This is a genomic window from Serratia proteamaculans (assembly GCF_013337185.1).
Classification (GTDB): domain Bacteria; phylum Pseudomonadota; class Gammaproteobacteria; order Enterobacterales; family Enterobacteriaceae; genus Serratia; species Serratia proteamaculans_D.
On record NZ_SWDE01000003.1, the window covers coordinates 114682 to 133024 of the forward strand.

The following is an 18343-nucleotide window of genomic DNA, read 5'->3' on the forward strand; positions in this document are numbered from 1 at the left end:
TTGTGCCCCCCGATTTGTCTGGAGAATCCACAAAATGGCAAAAGAATTCAGCCGCGGTCAGCGCGTGGCACAAGAGATGCAAAAAGAGATTGCTATCATTCTGCAGCGTGAAGTCAAAGATCCGCGTGTCGGCATGGCTACCGTTTCTGGTGTAGAAGTTTCTCGTGATTTGGCCTATGCCAAAGTTTACGTCACCTTCCTGAACGTATTGACCGAAAACGCCGATCCAGATCTGGTGCCTAAAGGCATTAAAGCTCTGGAAGACGCTTCCGGCTACATCCGCACGCTGCTGGGTAAAGCCATGCGCCTGCGCGTAGTACCTGAGCTGACCTTCGCTTACGATAACTCCCTGGTTGAAGGCATGCGCATGTCCAACCTGGTGACCAACGTAGTGAAGAATGACGCCGAACGCCGTTCCGCATCAGGCGATGACGAGGAGGCTTAATGAGTCGCCCTCGTCGCCGCGGCCGTGATATCCACGGTGTCCTGTTGCTGGACAAACCGCAGGGCCTGTCATCCAACGACGCCCTGCAAAAAGTAAAGCGCCTCTATAACGCCAATCGTGCGGGCCACACCGGCGCGCTCGACCCGCTGGCGACCGGCATGCTGCCGATTTGCCTCGGTGAGGCGACCAAGTTTTCACAGTTCCTGCTCGATTCCGACAAACGCTATCGCGTGATTGCCCGACTGGGCCAGCGTACCGATACCTCGGATGCCGACGGCCAGATAGTGCAGGAGCGGCCGGTGAGTTTCACCCAGGCGCAGCTCGATGCGGCGCTGGACAGCTTCCGTGGCGATATCAAGCAGGTGCCTTCGATGTACTCGGCGCTGAAATACCAGGGCAAGAAACTCTATGAGTATGCTCGCCAGGGTATCGAAGTGCCGCGTGAAGCGCGCAGCATTACCGTTTACGAACTGCAGTTTATTCGCTGGGAAGGGGATGAACTGGAGCTGGAAATTCACTGCTCAAAAGGCACTTACATCCGCACCATCACTGATGACCTCGGCGAGTTGCTGGGATGTGGCGCGCACGTGATTTATCTGCGTCGTCTGCAGGTGGCGACCTACCCGACCGAGCGCATGGTCACGCTGGAGCAGTTGAACGAATTGCTGGAGCAGGCCCATCGGCAGGAAATCGCCCCGGCCGATTTACTCGATCCGTTGTTGATGCCGATGGACAGTCCGGTGGAGAACTACCCGGAAGTGAATCTGCTGCCCGTGGTTGCCGGTTACGTTAAGCAAGGGCAACCGGTTCAGGTTGCCGGTGCACCGGCCTCGGGCATGGTCCGTATCACCGAAGGTGAAGAGCGTAAATTTATCGGCGTCGGTGATATTGCCGATGACGGTCGTGTGGCGCCGCGTCGCCTGGTAGTTGAATATTTCGACTAAGGGTAGAAAACGCACTGCCTTGCGATCGCACTGCGCTAAGGGTAGAATGGCGCAGCTTATGCATTGGGTTGCTGAATTAGAGATCGGCGCCTGTATTTATTATCTATAATCTGGAGTAAGACAATGTCTCTAAGTGTTGAAGCTAAAGCTAAAATCGTAGCTGATTTCGGTCGTGGTACTAACGACAGCGGTTCTTCCGAAGTTCAGGTTGCCCTGTTGACTGCGCAGATCAACCATCTGCAAGGCCACTTCTCAGAGCACAAAAAAGATCACCACAGCCGTCGTGGTCTGCTGCGTATGGTTTCTCAGCGTCGTAAGCTGCTGGACTACCTGAAGCGTAAAGATGTAGCACGTTACACCAGCCTGATCGAGCGTCTGGGTCTGCGTCGCTAATCAAGCGAGTTTCAGTGGAAAGGGGCCTATTTTGGCCCCTTTCTTCTAGGAAGCATAAGCAAATCAGGTTAATGTATTACTGATGTTTCCAAACAGGATCTTCCGTTACAGAGGTTCGCGCGGCTAATGAGAGGCTTTGTCTCAGGCTTGAGATAAGGATTGTCATTAGTCGCGAGGATGTAGTGAGAAGGCAAACCGAGTCACTGGCGTGTCGAGTCGTCAATACGATTGCGCGCCTAATCTAAGGATATAATTTTGCTGACACCGATCATTCGCAAATTCCAGTATGGCCAGCATACCCTCACTATTGAGACCGGTATGATGGCTCGTCAGGCCACTGCCGCCGTTATGGTGAGCATGGATGACACCGCAGTATTCGTTACCGTAGTTGGCCAGAAAAAAGCCAAACCAGGCCAGAGCTTCTTCCCACTGACGGTTAACTATCAGGAGCGTACCTACGCTGCTGGTCGTATCCCGGGTAGCTTCTTCCGTCGTGAAGGCCGTCCGAGCGAAGGTGAAACCCTGACCTCTCGTCTGATTGACCGTCCGATCCGTCCCCTGTTCCCGGACAGCTTCCTGAACGAAGTTCAGGTGATCGCGACCGTTGTTTCCCTTAACCCGCAGGTTAACCCGGACATCGTTGCGATGATCGGTGCCTCTGCCGCCCTGAGCCTGTCCGGTATTCCGTTCAATGGCCCAATCGGTTCTGCGCGCGTGGGTTACATCAACAATCAATACGTGCTGAACCCAACCAGCGACGAGCTGAAAGAAAGCAGCCTGGATCTGGTCGTTGCCGGTACCGCTGGCGCAGTACTGATGGTTGAATCCGAAGCTGACGTTCTGAGCGAAGATCAGATGCTGGGCGCGGTGGTCTTTGGCCACGAGCAACAGCAAATCGTTATCGAAAACATTAATTCCCTGGTTGCCGAAGCCGGCAAAGCCAAGTGGGACTGGCAGGCACCTGCAGTCAACGAAGCGCTGCACGCGCGCGTTGCAGAACTGGCAGAAGGCCGCCTGGGCGACGCTTATCACATCACCGAAAAACAAGAGCGTTATGCTCAGGTTGATGCGATCAAGAGCAGCGTTGTTGAAACCCTGCTGGCACAGGACGAAACCCTGGACGTGTCTGAAATTCAGGACATCCTGGGTAGCGTTGAGAAAAACGTCGTTCGTAGCCGTGTGCTGCGTGGCGAGCCGCGTATCGACGGCCGTGAAAAAGACATGATCCGTGGTCTGGACGTGCGCACCGGCGTACTGCCGCGTACCCACGGTTCCGCACTGTTCACCCGTGGTGAGACTCAGGCACTGGTTACCGCAACATTGGGCACCGCCCGTGACGCGCAGAACCTGGATGAGCTGATGGGCGAAAAAACCGATAGCTTCCTGTTCCACTACAACTTCCCTCCGTACTCCGTTGGTGAGACCGGGATGGTGGGTTCGCCAAAACGTCGTGAAATTGGTCACGGTCGCCTGGCGAAACGTGGCGTATTGGCTATGATGCCTAAACCAGAAGATTTCCCGTACACGGTGCGTGTGGTTTCTGAAATCACCGAATCCAACGGTTCTTCTTCGATGGCTTCCGTCTGTGGTGCTTCTCTGGCACTGATGGATGCAGGTGTGCCAATCAAGGCAGCCGTTGCCGGTATCGCAATGGGCCTGGTGAAAGAACAAGACAACTTTGTTGTTCTGTCCGACATTCTGGGTGACGAAGATCACCTGGGCGACATGGACTTCAAAGTAGCCGGTAGCCGTGACGGTATTACCGCGCTGCAAATGGACATTAAAATTGAAGGCATCACCCGCGAAATCATGCAGGTTGCTCTGAACCAGGCCAAGGGCGCGCGTCTGCACATCCTGGGCGTGATGGAACAGGCTATCAGCACCCCACGTGGCGATATCTCTCAGTTTGCACCACGTATCCACACTATCCGTATCAACCCGGACAAGATCAAAGATGTGATTGGTAAAGGCGGTTCTGTCATCCGTGCGCTGACTGAAGAGACCGGCACTACCATCGAAATCGAAGATGATGGTACAGTTAAAATCGCTGCTACCGACGGTGAGAAAGCGAAATTCGCTATCCGCCGCATCGAAGAGATCACCGCTGAGATCGAAGTGGGCCGTATTTACCAGGGTAAAGTTACCCGTATCGTTGATTTCGGCGCATTCGTGGCGATCGGCGGCGGTAAAGAAGGTCTGGTGCACATCTCTCAAATCGCTGACAAGCGCGTTGAGAAAGTGACCGACTATCTGCAGATGGGTCAGGAAGTACCGGTTAAGGTACTGGAAGTTGACCGTCAGGGCCGTGTGCGTCTGAGCATCAAAGAAGCGACCGCACCAGAAGCAGGTTCACCTGCGCCTGAAGCAGAATAACTGTATAGATAGATTTACAGCTCCCGGCCATGGGGTTGGGAGTTGTTCATATAGCGCGGGCAGGATGCCTGCGTATTAGCAAACGGATGAAAGGATGTTCATCCAATGTTTGTCTTCGGGAGTGGGAAATGAAGCCTTTCTTGCGCTGGTGTTACGTTGCGACAGCACTCATGCTGGCAGGATGCAGCAACCATGATTGGCGTAAAGACGAAGTTTTGGCGATCCCGTTGCAGCCAACTCTGCAGCAGGAAGTGATCCTGGCGCGCATGGAACAAATTCTTGCCAGCCGGGCACTGACGGACGATGAGCGTGCGCAGCTTTTATATGAGCGCGGTGTGCTGTATGATAGCCTCGGGCTACGTGCACTGGCGCGCAATGATTTCTCGCAAGCGCTGGCGATACGTCCTGATATGCCAGAAGTTTTCAACTACCTGGGCATTTACTTAACGCAGGCAGGCAATTTTGATGCTGCCTATGAAGCGTTTGATTCTGTACTAGAGCTTGATCCAACTTACAATTACGCGCGTTTAAACCGGGGCATCGCTCTTTATTATGGCGGCCGCTTCCCGTTGGCGCAGGATGATCTGCAGGCGTTTTATCAAGACGACCCAAACGATCCCTTCCGTTCGTTGTGGCTGTATCTTGTGGAAAGAGAAATCGATCCCAAGAAGGCTGACGTAGCGCTCCAGCAGCGTTATGACAAAGCGAACCGAGGGCAATGGGGATGGAATATTGTCGAATTCTACCTGGGCAACATCAGTGAAAAAACGCTGATGGAAAGGCTCAAGGCAGATGCAACGGATAACACTTCGCTCGCTGAGCATCTCAGTGAAACTGACTTCTATTTGGGTAAACACTACCTGAGTCTGGGGGACAAGGACACCGCTTCGGCGCTGTTCAAACTGACGGTTGCTAACAACGTTCATAACTTCGTTGAGCACCGCTATGCATTGTTGGAATTGGCGCTGTTGGGCCAAGAACAAGACGACCTATCGGAATCGGACCAGCAATAGCTGACGAACAACTATCAGCCTGATATACATTGGTTTTTTGCCAAAGTTATCGTCTTTACGGGCGAGGGCTTTTTTGTTCGTTTTATAATCTAATTTGAGCCGGTTCACACTTTTCAATGAAAATGACTGAAAATTTTCTCGACGAGTTATGTAGACTGGCTGCCATTATTAATGAGGCACGTGTACATGACTACTGAGCTTGAAACCTCTTTTGCTGACCTGGGGCTGTCTGCTCCAATCATTTCTGCCCTGACCGATCTGGGCTACGAAAAACCGTCACCGATCCAGGCTGAGTGTATTCCTCACCTGTTGAACGGCCGTGATGTTCTGGGCATGGCGCAGACCGGTAGCGGTAAAACTGCAGCATTCTCGCTGCCACTGTTGCACAACCTGAAAGCCGATCTGAAAGCACCACAGATCCTGGTATTAGCACCGACCCGCGAACTGGCGGTTCAGGTTGCTGAAGCAATGACTGATTTCTCCAAACACATGCATGGCGTTAACGTTGTGGCCCTGTACGGCGGCCAACGTTATGACGTGCAGCTGCGTGCTCTGCGTCAGGGCCCGCAAATCGTAGTAGGGACTCCAGGCCGTCTGCTGGACCACCTGAAGCGTGGCACCCTGAACCTCTCCAGCCTGAGTGGCCTGGTATTGGATGAAGCCGACGAAATGCTGCGCATGGGCTTTATCGAAGACGTAGAAACCATCATGGCGGAGATCCCGGCTGAACATCAGACCGCGCTGTTCTCTGCAACCATGCCGGAAGCTATCCGTCGCATTACCCGTCGCTTTATGAAAGATCCGCAGGAAGTGCGCATTCAATCGAGCGTGACTACCCGTCCGGACATCAGCCAGAGCTACTGGACTGTGCAGGGCATGCGTAAAAACGAAGCCCTGGTACGTTTCCTGGAAGCTGAAGATTTTGATGCGGCGATTATCTTCGTTCGTACCAAAAACGCGACCCTGGAAGTGGCTGAAGCGCTGGAGCGCAGCGGTTACAGCAGCGCGGCACTGAACGGTGACATGAACCAGGCCCTGCGTGAGCAGACCCTGGAGCGTCTGAAAGATGGTCGTCTGGACATCCTGATCGCGACCGACGTTGCTGCCCGTGGCCTGGACGTTGAACGTATCAGCCTGGTTGTGAACTACGACATCCCTATGGATTCCGAGTCTTACGTTCACCGTATCGGCCGTACTGGTCGTGCTGGTCGTGCCGGCCGTGCGCTGCTGTTCGTAGAAAACCGCGAACGTCGCCTGCTGCGTAACATCGAACGCACCATGAAGCTGACCATTCCAGAAGTTGAACTGCCAAATGTAGAACTGCTGGGTGAGCGTCGTCTGGCCAAGTTCGCCGCTAAAGTACAGCAACAGCTGGAAAGCAGCGATCTGGACATGTACCGTGGCCTGCTGGCTAAACTGCAGCCGGGCGAAGAAGAGCTGGAAATGGAAACGCTGGCCGCAGCACTGCTGAAAATGGCACAGGGCGAACGTCCTCTGATCCTGCCGGCTGATCCAGTGTTCAAACCACGTCAGCGTCGTGAGTTCAACGACCGTGACGATCGCGGTAGTGACCGTCGTCGTGACGCACGTCCAGACAGCCGTGACGGTGGCGCTGAGCGTCCACGTCGTGAACGTCGTGACGTTGGCGAAATGCAGCTGTACCGCATTGAAGTGGGCCGTGATGATGGCGTTGAAGTTCGTCATATCGTTGGCGCGATCGCTAACGAAGGCGACATCAGCAGCCGTTACATTGGTAATATCAAGCTGTTTGCCGGTCACTCTACTATTGAGCTGCCAAAAGGTATGCCGGGCGAGATCCTGTCTCACTTCACCCGTACCCGCATCCTGAACAAGCCGATGAACATGCAACTGCTGGGCGATGCACAGCCGCATGAACGTCGTGAGCGTCCTGCACCTGCCGGTAACGGTGAGCGTCGTGGCGGTGGTCGTCCATTCAACGGCGAACGTCGTGAAGGGGCAAACCCAGGTCGTCGTTCTTTCGGTGATCGTCGTGAAGGCGGTGCAGCTGCACCTGCCGGCAACGGTGGCGAGCGTCGTGGCGGTAACTTCAACCGTGACGGCCAGCGCGCACCACGTCGTGATGACGCCGCTCCGGCTGCACCACGTCGTCGCTTCGGTGATGCATAACGCCTGATTTAGCCGTTCGCGGTTAATCGGACTAAAGACCAGCCTTCGGGCTGGTTTTTTTATGCCTGAAATTCGCCATTAAGAGGGGAAAAATGGCGTATCATTTATAAGGTTTTTTCTTATGGATACTACGCACGGGAGATGCCATGAGTTGGCAGCAGTTCAAGTCTCAATACCTGGTGCGCTTTTGGGCACCTTTACCCGCGGTGATTGCCGCCGGGATCCTCTCCACCTACTATTTCGGTTTGACCGGGGCCTTCTGGGCGGTGACCGGTGAATTCACCCGCTGGGGCGGCCATATATTGCAGCTGTTCGGATTGCACCCTGAGCAGTGGGGTTACTTCAAGGTTATCGGCCTTGAGGGGACGCCGCTGCAACGTATCGACGGCAGGATGATCATCGGCATGTTTGCCGGCTGCATCGCCGCCGCGCTGTGGGCTAACAACATCAAGCTGCGCCAGCCGCAGAATCGCATTCGCATCGTGCAGGCGCTGCTGGGCGGTATTATTGCCGGTTTCGGTGCGCGTCTGGCGATGGGTTGCAACCTGGCGGCCTTCTTTACCGGCATTCCGCAGTTCTCGCTGCACGCCTGGTTCTTTGCGTTGGCGACCGCCGCCGGCTCTTATTTTGGTGCCAAGTTTACTCTGTTGCCGATGTTCCGCATCCCGATCAAATTACAGAAGGTGAAGGCGGCTGCGCCGCTAACCCAAAAGCCGGAACAGGCGCGTCGTCGCTTCCGTATGGGCATGGTGGTTTTCTGTCTGGCAATTGCCTGGTCGTTATGGACGCTGTTTGACGCACCGAAGCTGGGTATCGCCATGTTGTTTGGCATCGGTTTTGGCCTGCTGATTGAACGGGCGCAAATTTGTTTCACTTCAGCGTTCCGCGATCTGTGGATCAGCGGGCGTACCCATATGGCGAAAGCGATTATTCTCGGCATGGCCGCCAGCGCCATCGGCATTTTCAGTTACGTACAACTGGGTGTGGCACCGAAGATCATGTGGGCCGGTCCGAATGCGGTGCTTGGCGGGCTGCTGTTTGGTTTCGGCATCGTGTTGGCCGGCGGTTGCGAAACCGGCTGGATGTACCGCGCGGTCGAGGGGCAGGTGCATTACTGGTGGGTAGGGTTGGGCAATATCATTGGTGCCACGCTGCTGGCTTATTACTGGGACGATTTGGCCCCGACGCTGGCGACTGACTACGACAAGGTTAACCTGCTGGAGACCTTCGGCCCGATCGGTGGCCTGCTGGTGACCTACCTGCTGCTGGCAGTGGCGTTTGGCGCCATGCTGTGGTGGGAAAAACGCTTTTTCCGCGCCAAGCCCGACGCGCAGGTGGTTAATTTAAGGAGTGTCTCATGAAGCAGACAGCGATAGTGCCGGATTACCGGTTGGATATGCTGGGTGAGCCTTGCCCTTACCCGGCGGTGGCGACGCTGGAGGCAATGCCGCAGTTGAAACCGGGGGAAATCCTCGAGGTGATCAGCGATTGCCCGCAGTCGATCAACAACATCCCGCTTGATGCGCGCAACCACGGCTACAAGGTACTGGATATCCAGCAGGATGGGCCCACCATCCGCTACCTGATCCAGCGCTAGCCAGGGGCGACTTTGGTCGCCCTATTTTATTGCGTGGCTTCCTCCAGCAACCAAGACCGGTAGTGTGTATACCAGGATAAGCAAACACTGGTTCTCGTTGAAATTGAAGCGGATACTAAGCACTTAATGGAACTGACTCAATGGATGAGAAAAATGAAAACACCACCACCTGCAGTCCGGCTGGGGCGCGCGGGATTGATTATTTTATTGGCTGGCCAATTGTTGCCGACGATCGATTTTTCTATCGTTAACGTCGGGCTGGACTCGATAGCACAATCGTTGGGCGCTACCCCAACACAGTTGGAACTGGTCGTTGCGGTATATGGTGTGGCGTTCGCCGTCTGTTTGGCGATGGGCGGACGGCTGGGTGATAACCTGGGGCGGCGTACCGTTTTCCTGTGGGGAGTACAAATCTTTGGCATAGCCTCGCTGATGTGCGGGCTAGCCAACTCGGTCTGGCTGTTGTTGGTTGCCAGGGTGCTACAAGGCGTCGGTGCAGCTTTAATCGTGCCGCAAATTCTGGCCACCATCCACGTCGGCCTGCAGGGGCGCGATCACACCCGGGCGCTGGGGTTGTACGGAGCCATCGGCGGGCTGGCATTTATCGTGGGTCAGGTGCTGGGCGGGTTGTTGATTACCTTTAACATTGGTGGCTACGGCTGGCGCAGCGTGTTTCTGATTAATATCCCGGTCTGCTTGCTGGTACTGGCCTGCGCTTATCGTTGGGTACCCAATACCCGCGGTGAGAAGCGAGTGAGCCTCGATCTGCCCGGCACGCTGTTGCTGGGGTTAACTATCGCCTGCCTGTTATTTCCGCTGGCGTTGGGGCCGGTGTTGCACTGGCCGTGGCAGTGCCTGTTATTGCTGGCGGCCAGCGTTCCCTTGCTCTGGTTACTGTGGCGTGTCGAACAGCGGCAGGAGCAACGGCATCAATCCCCGCTATTGCCGCCGGCGCTGCTGCGTTTGCCGAGCGTGCGTTTCGGGCTGGTGCTGGCCATCCTGTTTTTCTCCTGCTGGAGCGGCTTTATGTTTGTGATGGCGCTGACATTGCAGTCCGGCGCCGGGCTGAGCTCATTCCAGTCAGGTAATGCCTTTATCGCGCTGGGCGCCGCCTTTTTTCTTTCATCGTTGCTGAGCAGCAAAGTGGTGGAACACCTCGGTGAAGTGCGGTCGTTAATCCTGGGCTGCCTGATCCAGATGCTCGGCCTGTTGGCGCTGATGCTGACGCTGAAGCTGGTTTGGCCGCACCCGGGGATATGGAACCTGATCCCGGCGACGGTATTGGTCGGTTTCGGTCAGGCCTTTATCGTCAGCAGCTTTTTCCGTATTGGGCTGTCTGACGTGCCGCCTGAGCATGCCGGTTCCGGCAGCGCGATGTTAACCACGGTACAACAGACCGCGTTGGGGCTGGGGCCAATCCTGCTGGGGACGCTGTTAGTGCAGATGCTGCATTTGGCACCGGGTAATTACCTGCACGCAGTGCTGGTTGCCATGGCGGCAGAGTTTTGCCTGATGCTGGTGCTGTTGGGCCGGACGCTGATATATCAACGGGCCGAACGTCAGCAGGGGCGGGAAGCGGTAAAGCAGGTCTGAGAGTGCTAGTCAAAGTGGGGGAAGGGGTTCCCCCACAGGCTCAATTAACCTTTCACCAAATCGCCTTTCACCGCGGCGACAATTTCAAACGAATGTAATCGCGCCTGATGGTCAAAGATCTGGCCGTTAACCATGATTTCATCCGCACCGGTTTCGTTCAGCAGCGTCTGCAACCCATTACGTACGGTAGTTTCATTGCCGATGACCGACATACGCAGCGCTTGATCGACGCCGTATTGTTCCCCGGCGCTCCACAGCGCGTGGATATTGTCCACCGGTGCCGGCAGCGGGCCCGGCGAGCCGCGGCGCAGATTGATAAACTGCTGCTGCATCGAGGTAAACAGGAAACGTGCATCGGCATCACTGTCGGCGGCCACCACGTTGACGCACACCATGGCGTGCGGACGTTGACATTGCTCGGAAGGCTTGAAGTTGTCGCGGTACAGGTTAAATGCCTGGAACAGCATCTCAGGGGCAAAGTGAGAGGCGAAGGCAAACGGCAGGCCAAGCTGGGCCGCCAACTGGGCGCTGTACAGGCTGGAGCCCAGCAGCCAGATCGGCACATGTAACCCCTGGCCGGGTACCGCCTGCACCGGCTGGCCCGGTTGTACTTCACCAAAGTAATGTTGCAGTTCCTGCACGTCGCGCGGGAAGTTATCCACTTCACCGGACAGATGACGACGCAATGCCATCATGGTGCGTTGGTCAGTGCCGGGGGCACGGCCCAGACCCAGATCGATACGCCCAGGGTACAGCGACTCCAGCGTACCGAACTGCTCGGCAATCACCAACGGCGCATGGTTGGGCAGCATCACACCACCGGAGCCAAGGCGGATACTTTGGGTACCGGCGGCCAGATAACCCAGCAAAACCGAGGTTGCCGCGCTGCCAATGCCGGTCATATTGTGATGTTCTGCCAACCAATAGCGTTGATAGCCCCATTTTTCGGCATGTTGTGCTAAATCTAAAGAAGCGTGAAAAGCGTCGCGTGGTTTGGCCCCTTGCGGAATGGGGGATAAATCCAGTACCGAAACCGGCACCGCAGTTTTTTCAGTCATGATATCGTCCATCAAAGAGTTGATCGCTTAAAGGGCGATTGCAGGGTTCTGCAAACTACAAAGCAAAATGTGCTTTTAGTGTTAAAAGCATAATCCAATTTATGGTTATAAAAGAGGATATATGTGCTTGCTATATCCTTATGAGAAAAATGGTTTTTTTGGGAGCCGATTGAAATATGGACGTGATGATTCCACCTGCCGCTTATCGCTCAGGGAGCTGAGAGAATGAAGAAAAAGACGTTGTTTACCTTATTGTTGATGGTGGTGGCGATCGCCATGGCGATCTTGTTCCGGGCACATAATCAGGATTTGTTATTGCAGGGGGAAGTGGACGCGCCGGAGGTGATCGTGGCCTCCAAGGCCAAGGGACGGGTGGTTGAACGCCTGGTTGAGCGTGGTGACGACGTGAAAGCCGAACAGGTGATGATCCAGCTCGATAGCCCGGAGCTGATGGCCCAGCTACGTTCCGCCCAGGCGTCGCGCGATGAAGCCAAAGCGCAGCTCGACCAATCGCTGCACGGCACGCGTGAAGAAAGCATCCGTAATCTGCGCGCCAACCTGGCGCAGGCCGAGGCGCAATACCGCAACGCGCAGAACGACTACAACCGTAACCTGAGCGTTTCCGGCAAAGGTTATATTTCGAAGTCCGAGCTGGACAGCTCGCGCCGTGCGCGCGACACCGCATTCCAACAGGTGCAGGCGGCAAAGGCCAACCTGGACGAAGGCACCAATGGCGACCGTATCGAACTGCGGCAACAGTACGCCGCAGCGCTGCGGGCGGCGGAAGAAAACCTGCTGCAAGTGAAGGCTCAGACTGACGACCTGCGGGTTTTAGCCCCGGTGGCCGGTGAAGTCGGGCCGATCCCGGCGGAGGTCGGGGAACTGTTGAACGCCGGCAGCCCGCTGCTGACGCTGATCCGCGTACCGGATGCCTACTTCGTCTTCAACCTGCGCGAAGACATTTTGGCTCATGTGCGCAAGGGCGATAAGGTGCAGATGCGGGTACCGGCGCTGAAGGACAAAATGATCGAAGCGGAAGTACGCTATATTGCGCCGCTGGGCGATTACGCCACCAAACGCGCCACTCGTGCTACCGGTGACTTCGACCTGAAAACCTTTGAAGTGCGTCTGTATCCGTCACAGCCGGTGGAAGGCCTGCGTCCAGGGATGAGCAGCTTATGGCTATGGAAAGAGTAAGGGCCGGTTGGCGCTGCTTCAGTCACGCGTTTGACAACGAGTGCCGCGTCGCCTTCCGCAGCCCGGTAATACACTGGCTGAGCTGGATTTTCCCGCTGATGCTGTTTGGCCTGGTCAGCAGCAACTTTTCGGAAGGGACCTTGCTGGATCTGCCGGTGTCGGTGGTGGATAACGATCACAGCTCGTTGTCCAAGTCGCTGACGCGCCGACTGGATGCCGGCTCTCATGCTCACGTCGAGCTGTATGACGGCGGGCTGAATGAATCGCTGTATCGTCTGCGTAGCGCGCAGGATTACGCGCTGTTGTACGTACCGCCGGACTTTGAAGCCAATGCGCTGGCGGGTAAGCAGCCGAGCGTGGTGATGTATTACAACGCGTTGTTCTACGGGGCCGGGCTGTATTCCACTCAGGATTTCAGCGGGCTGATGAGCGAAATCAATGCCGGCTACCGCAGCATTATCGCCGCCGAGATGGGCAAGACGCTGCCGCCGTTGGCGAACGTGACGCTGTCGTACGGCAGTTTATTCAACGCCAGCGGCAGTTATATTTATTACCAGCAATTTGCCGCGACTATCCATTTGCTGCAACTGTTTGTGGTGACCTGCATGATCTACGTGTTGGCACGCAGCAAATCACTGTTGAAGGCCCGGCCATTCAGCCTGGCGCTGCTGGGTAAATTGGCGCCATACACCCTGTGTTTCACCAGCTTGCTGATGGTTGAAATTGCCGCGCTGGTGGGTATTTTTGACGCCCGCGTCAGCGGCAATCCGCTGTTTATGCTGATGATAGCCTTCTTTTACGTGATGGCGGCGCAGAGCATCGGCCTGCTGCTGTTTACCTTTACCAGCAGCATTATCACCGCCTACAGCCTGATCGCCATCCTGGTCAGTATTGCGCTGACCTTCTCGGGTATGGCGGTACCGGAACTGTCGATGCCGTTGCCGGCGCGAATTATCTCCAATATTGAGCCGTTAACCCACGCGCTGTACGCGATGTTTGACGTGTTCCTGCGGCAGGTTCCGGCCAGCGCCATCTTCAGCGTTTGCGCGTTACTGTCCGTCTACCCGTTGGTGACGGCATTCCTGGTGCGTAACCGGCTGTTGCCGCGGCTGCTGAAGGAAGGGGGCGCAGGATGAAAATCTACTGGCAAACCTTTGTCCGGGTGCTGCTTGGCATGCTGGAGAGGCCGATGTGGCTGATGCTGATCCTGTCGCTGTGCGTCATGAGCATGGTCTATGCCAACCGGACGGTGTGGGATCTGCCGGTCGGCGTGATTGATCAGGACCACAGCACCGCCAGCCGCCAATTGATCCGCCAACTGGATGCTACCTCGAAGATTTCCATCGTGACTTACGACAGTCTTGAACAGGCGAAGCTTGATCTGGGCTGGCGCAAGCTGTTCGCGGTGATCATCATGCCGGTGGATCTGGAGAAGAAGATCCTGAGCGGCCAAAATATCGTGGTGCCGGTCTATGGCGACGCCACCAACCGGCTGGCCAACGGCCAGATCCAGCAGGACGTGGTTGCGGCCTATCAGCAACTGATGAACCAGTACAACAACGGGTTGCTGCTGCGCAGCGGTTTCAGCGAACGTCAGGCGCAGGTGATCCTGACGCCAATACAGGGGCAAACGCTGGACGTGTTCAACCCGGGCATCAGCTTTGCGGCGATCATCTTCCCCGGCTTGCTGGTGATGCTGTTGCAGCACTCGTTATTGATTGCCTGCGTCCGCGTCAGCATTGCCATGAAGAGCATCCCCGGCGGCAAGCCACCGTTGGCGGCCCACTTGGGCGGGCTGACGGCGTTGCTACCGATCTGGCTATTCCTGTCTATCGTGCTGTTTGTCCTGTGGCCGTGGGTTTTGGGCTATCGTCAGACGGCGGGCATTGCAGAAATTTTGCTGCTGACCTTTCCGTTCCTGTTGGCGGTACTGGGGCTGGGCAAGCTGGTCACCGAATGCCTGCGCAGCGTTGAAATGATCTACCTGACGCTGGCGTTTATCACCACGCCGATATTCTACCTCTCCGGTACCATCTGGCCGCTGCAGGCGATGCCGGCCTGGGTGCGGGCGATTTCCTACTGTATTCCCTCCACCTGGGCCACCAAGGCCATTGCCGGGGTGAACCAAATGGGCTTGTCGCTCAATGAAGTCTGGGGCGACGTGGTGATGCTGCTGGTGTTGGGGATTATTTACACTCTGCTGGGTGTCGGGGTGGGCTTCATGCGTAACAGCGTGGCGCTGCGTAGCCTGCTCCGCAAACGGGCAAGTTAATTCAGGGGGCCTGAAGCCATATTTCCTTGACCCTTAACAAGGTGTGCAGGCCCGCGCTCTCGCATAATCACGCCCGTGGATCCTCTTACTGGTGTGATGATATGGCTTACCAACTGAACCTGAACTGGCCCGAGTTTTTAGAGAAGTACTGGCAGAAAAAACCTGTGGTTTTGAAAAATGCCTTCCCGAACTTTGTTGACCCTATCACGCCAGACGAACTGGCTGGGCTGGCGATGGAGCCGGAAGTTGACAGCCGTCTGGTCAGCCAGACAGAGGGTCAATGGCAGGCCAGCCACGGTCCGTTTGAACACTTCGATGACCTCGGCGAAACCGGCTGGTCCTTGCTGGCGCAGGCGGTAAACCATTGGCATGCGCCCTCAGCCGAGTTGGTGCGCCCGTTTCGCGTTTTGCCGGACTGGCGTCTGGATGACCTGATGATCTCCTTCTCGGTGCCGGGCGGCGGTGTGGGGCCACACATCGACAACTACGATGTGTTTATCATTCAGGGGATGGGCAGCCGTCGCTGGCGCGTAGGCGATGCCTTACCGATGCGTCAGTTCTGCCCGCATCCGGCGCTGCTGCACGTTGATCCGTTCGAGCCGATCATTGATGAAGATCTGGAGCCGGGCGACATCCTGTACATCCCACCGGGTTTCCCGCATGACGGCTTCACCCACGAAACTGCTCTCAACTATTCCGTGGGTTTCCGTGGGCCAAACGACCGCGACCTGATCAGCAGCTTTGCCGACTATGCACTGGAAAACGATCTGGGTGGCACGCACTACAGCGATCCTGATTTAACCCTGCGTGAACATCCGGGACGGGTAGAGGAATATGAGCTTGAGCGCCTGCGCGCAATGATGGTCGAAATGATCGGCAAGCCGGAAGACTTTAAGCAGTGGTTTGGCCGCTTTGCTACCACGCCGCGTCATGAGCTGGATATCGCCATGGCGGAGCCGCCTTATGAAGCGCAAGAGGTGCTGAGTGCGCTGATGGAAGGTGAAACCCTGACCCGTTTGAGCGGCTTGCGTGTGCTGCACATTGGCGACAGTTTCTTTATCAACAGCGAGCGTCTGGACACCGTGGACGCACGCGCGGCCGATGCGCTGTGTCGTTATACCGAGCTTGGCCGGCAGGAACTGGGCGATGCGTTGCAAAACCCGGCGTTTGTGGCTGAGCTGACGGAGCTGATGAATCAGGGTTACTGGTTCTTCAAAGAGTAGTTGCCGCTGCCTGCTTAATTGCCGGGTAGCGTTACGCTTACCCGGCCTGCAAATATTCCGTTGCCTGCCTGTGGCAGGCTGTTTGATTACGGCACCAACTCCAGCCCGGCAACCCGCCGCCAGTAACCGTTGCAATCGGCCTGATCGGTGAGCGTTAACGGTTGAGTACCTTGCTCATTGGCGCGGAAGCGCTCGACCAGCGCCAGCGTCTCGGTGCCCTGTGGCGAAAGACGCACAATGTCCACCAACCCCTGCATGCTGGTCAACTCGTTGCCCAGGTTGTAGCAGTAGCCGCTCATGGTCTGAATGCCGTTAAGCACAAATACCTGCTGCTGTTCTTGCGAACGCATCACTCGCCCCTGCGGGTATTTGATGCAGCAGGTTTCGCATTCGTCCTTGGCGCGGTCTTCCGAACGTGCGGTGAAGCAGCGTGCCGAATAGGCCAGTGGCAGGTGACCGTAGCTCAACACTTCCACCTCAAACTGCTGGCGGAAACCCAGTTCGTCGCACTGTTCCAGCAGTTTGGCCAGCCAGTCGCGGGACAGCTCGACCGGCATGCACCAGCGCGTCATACCCTGGCGATGCAGCAGGCGCAGGGTGTAGGCGTTGTAGCAGTTCAGCGCATGACCGGCAACAAACGGCAGGCGGCGCTCGGCCGCCATGTTCACGGTACCCAGATCGTTGGCTTCAATCAGGAATTCCCCGTTTTCCACATAGCGCTTCAGTTCGTTCAGTTCGGACGGTGCCTGCAGCAGTGCCAGAGTGGAGAGAGCCACCTGTTTGCCGCTGCGGGCAATCTCTTGCGCCAGCGCCAGCCAGTCGCCGACCTTCATCTCGCGCCGCTTGGTGCAGACGCTCTCACCGAGGTAAATAATCTCCGCGCTGCTGCTTACCGCCTGCCGGTAGAACTCTTCGACCTCGGTTTTCGGCCAATAATACTGCACCGGGCCTAATGCGTATTTCATGTTTCCTCCTGCTACTGCCATTTACGGTGATAAGCACCGAGCGTGGTTTGGGTGCCTTCGGACACCGCACCCAGGGCTTCCATCCAGCCGGTGTCGGCCTGATAGGCGGCCGGGTCGGCCTGGCAGCGGTCGATGGCCTGGCGCCAGACGCGGGCCACCTGACTCACGTAGGCCGGGCTGCGTTGGCGACCTTCAATCTTCACCGAAGCGATATTGGCAGCCAGCAGTTCCGGCAGCAGCTCCAGCGTATTGAGGCTGGTGGGTTCCTCCAGCGCGTGGTAGCGCACGTCATCGACCAGATAGCGGCCCTTGCACAGCGTGGGGTAGCCGGCATTCTCATCGTCGCGATAACGGTCGATCAGCACGCCATTCAGGCGCGACTCCATGCCCTGCGCCGTTTGCTGCCAGCGCACGTAGCGTGCCGGTGAGCAGGCCCCGACGGTGTTGGGGGACTCGCCGGTCAGATAAGAGGAGAGGTAGCAGCGCCCCTCGGCCATGATGCACAGGCTGCCGAAGGCGAAGACCTCCAGCGGCACCGGGCTGGTACGAGCCAGCTGCTTGACCTGGTGCATCGACAGCACGCGCGGCAGCACTACCCGGCTGACGTCGAAATGGCGTTGGTAGAAGCGGATCGCTTCTTCGTTGGTGGCAGATGCCTGCACCGAGACGTGGCGCTCCAACTGCGGGTAACGTTCGGCGGCGTATTCCAGCATCGCCAAATCAGCCAGGATCAGCACGTCAGCCCCCAGTTGTGCCGCCATATCTACCGCGCGCTGCCAGCGGACATAGCCGTCCGGGTGGGCGAAGGTATTGATGGCGATATGCAGTTTGCGGTTATGGCGATGCACATACTCGACCGCTTCCTGCAGCTTTTTCTCGGTAAAGTTGAGGCCGGCAAAGTGGCGGGCGTTGGTATCATCTTTCAGGCCGATATACACGGCGTCGGCACCGTTATCCACCGCAGCCTTCAGGGCCGGCAGATTACCGGCGGGACAAAGCAGCTCCATAGATTTATCCTGACTCCAAGGGTTGCCGGTGACCCTTTCAACCGGCAAACGCTAATCGGGAGGCAATTTTAGTGAAAGCCTGCTTAACAGGTTTTGATTTGAGGCAGCTTCTGGC

The 18343-nt window shown here is 56.6% G+C and carries 17 protein-coding genes; 14 read left to right on the plus strand and 3 right to left on the minus strand.

Features of this window, described 5'->3' with window-relative positions; translation table 11 throughout:
- Positions 1 to 34 precede the first annotated feature (34 nt).
- From rbfA to FCL49_RS14125, 10 genes are all read left to right on the plus strand, one after another.
- Complete coding sequence (rbfA, locus tag FCL49_RS14080; protein ID WP_085119479.1) at positions 35 to 445, plus strand: 30S ribosome-binding factor RbfA; 411 nt, start codon at positions 35 to 37, stop codon at positions 443 to 445.
- The gene (gene truB / locus FCL49_RS14085; protein WP_174354059.1) at positions 445 to 1389 is read left to right on the plus strand and encodes a tRNA pseudouridine(55) synthase TruB; all 945 of its coding nucleotides are present in this window, start codon (positions 445 to 447) and stop codon (positions 1387 to 1389) included. The genes rbfA and truB overlap by 1 nt, the downstream gene beginning before the upstream one ends.
- A 123-nt stretch (positions 1390 to 1512) precedes the next feature.
- Positions 1513 to 1782, plus strand: coding sequence for a 30S ribosomal protein S15 (gene rpsO / locus FCL49_RS14090; protein WP_012004950.1), 270 nt, complete (start codon positions 1513 to 1515; stop codon positions 1780 to 1782).
- A gap of 255 nt (positions 1783 to 2037) precedes the next feature.
- Positions 2038 to 4155 (plus strand): polyribonucleotide nucleotidyltransferase, encoded by a 2118-nt coding sequence (gene pnp, locus FCL49_RS14095; RefSeq protein ID WP_012004951.1) that lies wholly within the window; start codon positions 2038 to 2040, stop codon positions 4153 to 4155.
- A gap of 128 nt (positions 4156 to 4283) precedes the next feature.
- On the plus strand, positions 4284 to 5168 hold the full coding sequence (nlpI, locus tag FCL49_RS14100) for a lipoprotein NlpI (RefSeq protein WP_012004952.1): 885 nt from the start codon (positions 4284 to 4286) through the stop codon (positions 5166 to 5168).
- A 122-nt stretch (positions 5169 to 5290) separates the two neighbouring features.
- On the plus strand, positions 5291 to 5365 hold the full coding sequence (yrbN, locus tag FCL49_RS24810; RefSeq protein WP_223499600.1) for a protein YrbN: 75 nt from the start codon (positions 5291 to 5293) through the stop codon (positions 5363 to 5365).
- On the plus strand, positions 5355 to 7316 hold the full coding sequence (locus tag FCL49_RS14110; RefSeq protein ID WP_174354060.1) for a DEAD/DEAH family ATP-dependent RNA helicase: 1962 nt from the start codon (positions 5355 to 5357) through the stop codon (positions 7314 to 7316). The genes yrbN and FCL49_RS14110 overlap by 11 nt, the downstream gene beginning before the upstream one ends.
- 146 nt (positions 7317 to 7462) lie before the next feature.
- Positions 7463 to 8677 carry a selenium metabolism membrane protein YedE/FdhT gene (gene yedE, locus FCL49_RS14115; protein WP_174354061.1) on the plus strand — a complete coding sequence of 405 codons (1215 nt, stop codon included), beginning with the start codon at positions 7463 to 7465 and terminating at the stop codon, positions 8675 to 8677.
- Positions 8674 to 8913 (plus strand): sulfurtransferase-like selenium metabolism protein YedF, encoded by a 240-nt coding sequence (yedF, locus tag FCL49_RS14120; RefSeq protein ID WP_012004955.1) that lies wholly within the window; start codon positions 8674 to 8676, stop codon positions 8911 to 8913. Before yedE ends, yedF begins: the two co-directional genes overlap by 4 nt.
- A 153-nt stretch (positions 8914 to 9066) precedes the next feature.
- On the plus strand, positions 9067 to 10506 hold the full coding sequence (locus FCL49_RS14125; RefSeq protein ID WP_174354062.1) for an MFS transporter: 1440 nt from the start codon (positions 9067 to 9069) through the stop codon (positions 10504 to 10506).
- A 44-nt stretch (positions 10507 to 10550) separates the two neighbouring features.
- Here FCL49_RS14125 and FCL49_RS14130 read toward each other — a convergent pair whose 3' ends face one another.
- Entirely contained in the window at positions 10551 to 11564 is a 1014-nt protein-coding gene (locus FCL49_RS14130) for a luciferase-like monooxygenase (RefSeq protein ID WP_174354063.1), read from the minus strand.
- Between the two features lie 225 nt (positions 11565 to 11789).
- Here FCL49_RS14130 and FCL49_RS14135 point away from each other — a divergent pair, with 225 nt between their 5' ends.
- The 4 genes from FCL49_RS14135 (at position 11790) to FCL49_RS14150 (ending at position 16256) form a co-directional block, all read left to right on the plus strand.
- Positions 11790 to 12761, plus strand: a complete 972-nt coding sequence (locus FCL49_RS14135; protein WP_135314869.1) for an HlyD family secretion protein — start codon at positions 11790 to 11792, stop codon at positions 12759 to 12761.
- The gene (locus FCL49_RS14140; RefSeq protein ID WP_174354064.1) at positions 12743 to 13897 is read left to right on the plus strand and encodes an ABC transporter permease; all 1155 of its coding nucleotides are present in this window, start codon (positions 12743 to 12745) and stop codon (positions 13895 to 13897) included. The genes FCL49_RS14135 and FCL49_RS14140 overlap by 19 nt, the downstream gene beginning before the upstream one ends.
- Entirely contained in the window at positions 13894 to 15033 is a 1140-nt protein-coding gene (locus FCL49_RS14145) for an ABC transporter permease (RefSeq protein WP_174354065.1), read from the plus strand. The genes FCL49_RS14140 and FCL49_RS14145 overlap by 4 nt, the downstream gene beginning before the upstream one ends.
- A 101-nt stretch (positions 15034 to 15134) precedes the next feature.
- The gene (locus tag FCL49_RS14150) at positions 15135 to 16256 is read left to right on the plus strand and encodes a ribosomal protein uL16 3-hydroxylase (RefSeq protein WP_174354066.1); all 1122 of its coding nucleotides are present in this window, start codon (positions 15135 to 15137) and stop codon (positions 16254 to 16256) included.
- 86 nt (positions 16257 to 16342) lie between these two features.
- Here the strand turns inward: FCL49_RS14150 and FCL49_RS14155 are convergent, their stop codons facing one another.
- Together FCL49_RS14155 and ubiU are read right to left on the minus strand one after the other, a co-directional pair.
- On the minus strand, positions 16343 to 17221 hold the full coding sequence (locus FCL49_RS14155; RefSeq protein ID WP_174354067.1) for a U32 family peptidase: 879 nt from the start codon (positions 17219 to 17221) through the stop codon (positions 16343 to 16345).
- 11 nt (positions 17222 to 17232) lie between these two features.
- Complete coding sequence (gene ubiU, locus FCL49_RS14160) at positions 17233 to 18228, minus strand: ubiquinone anaerobic biosynthesis protein UbiU (RefSeq protein WP_174354068.1); 996 nt, start codon at positions 18226 to 18228, stop codon at positions 17233 to 17235.
- Positions 18229 to 18343 lie beyond the last annotated feature (115 nt).

Bases quoted from the DNA above. Each gene is read 5' to 3' on its own strand.
- rbfA (WP_085119479.1), top strand. From the start codon at position 35: ATGGCAAAAGAATTCAGCCGCGGTCAGCGCGTGGCACAAGAGATGCAA.
- truB (WP_174354059.1), top strand. From the start codon at position 445: ATGAGTCGCCCTCGTCGCCGCGGCCGTGATATCCACGGTGTCCTGTTG.
- rpsO (WP_012004950.1), top strand. From the start codon at position 1,513: ATGTCTCTAAGTGTTGAAGCTAAAGCTAAAATCGTAGCTGATTTCGGT.
- nlpI (WP_012004952.1), top strand. From the start codon at position 4,284: ATGAAGCCTTTCTTGCGCTGGTGTTACGTTGCGACAGCACTCATGCTG.
- FCL49_RS14110 (WP_174354060.1), top strand. From the start codon at position 5,355: ATGACTACTGAGCTTGAAACCTCTTTTGCTGACCTGGGGCTGTCTGCT.
- yedE (WP_174354061.1), top strand. From the start codon at position 7,463: ATGAGTTGGCAGCAGTTCAAGTCTCAATACCTGGTGCGCTTTTGGGCA.
- yedF (WP_012004955.1), top strand. From the start codon at position 8,674: ATGAAGCAGACAGCGATAGTGCCGGATTACCGGTTGGATATGCTGGGT.
- FCL49_RS14125 (WP_174354062.1), top strand. From the start codon at position 9,067: ATGAAAACACCACCACCTGCAGTCCGGCTGGGGCGCGCGGGATTGATT.
- FCL49_RS14130 (WP_174354063.1), bottom strand. From the start codon at position 11,564: ATGACTGAAAAAACTGCGGTGCCGGTTTCGGTACTGGATTTATCCCCC.
- FCL49_RS14135 (WP_135314869.1), top strand. From the start codon at position 11,790: ATGAAGAAAAAGACGTTGTTTACCTTATTGTTGATGGTGGTGGCGATC.
- FCL49_RS14140 (WP_174354064.1), top strand. From the start codon at position 12,743: ATGGCTATGGAAAGAGTAAGGGCCGGTTGGCGCTGCTTCAGTCACGCG.
- FCL49_RS14145 (WP_174354065.1), top strand. From the start codon at position 13,894: ATGAAAATCTACTGGCAAACCTTTGTCCGGGTGCTGCTTGGCATGCTG.
- FCL49_RS14150 (WP_174354066.1), top strand. From the start codon at position 15,135: ATGGCTTACCAACTGAACCTGAACTGGCCCGAGTTTTTAGAGAAGTAC.
- FCL49_RS14155 (WP_174354067.1), bottom strand. From the start codon at position 17,221: ATGAAATACGCATTAGGCCCGGTGCAGTATTATTGGCCGAAAACCGAG.
- ubiU (WP_174354068.1), bottom strand. From the start codon at position 18,228: ATGGAGCTGCTTTGTCCCGCCGGTAATCTGCCGGCCCTGAAGGCTGCG.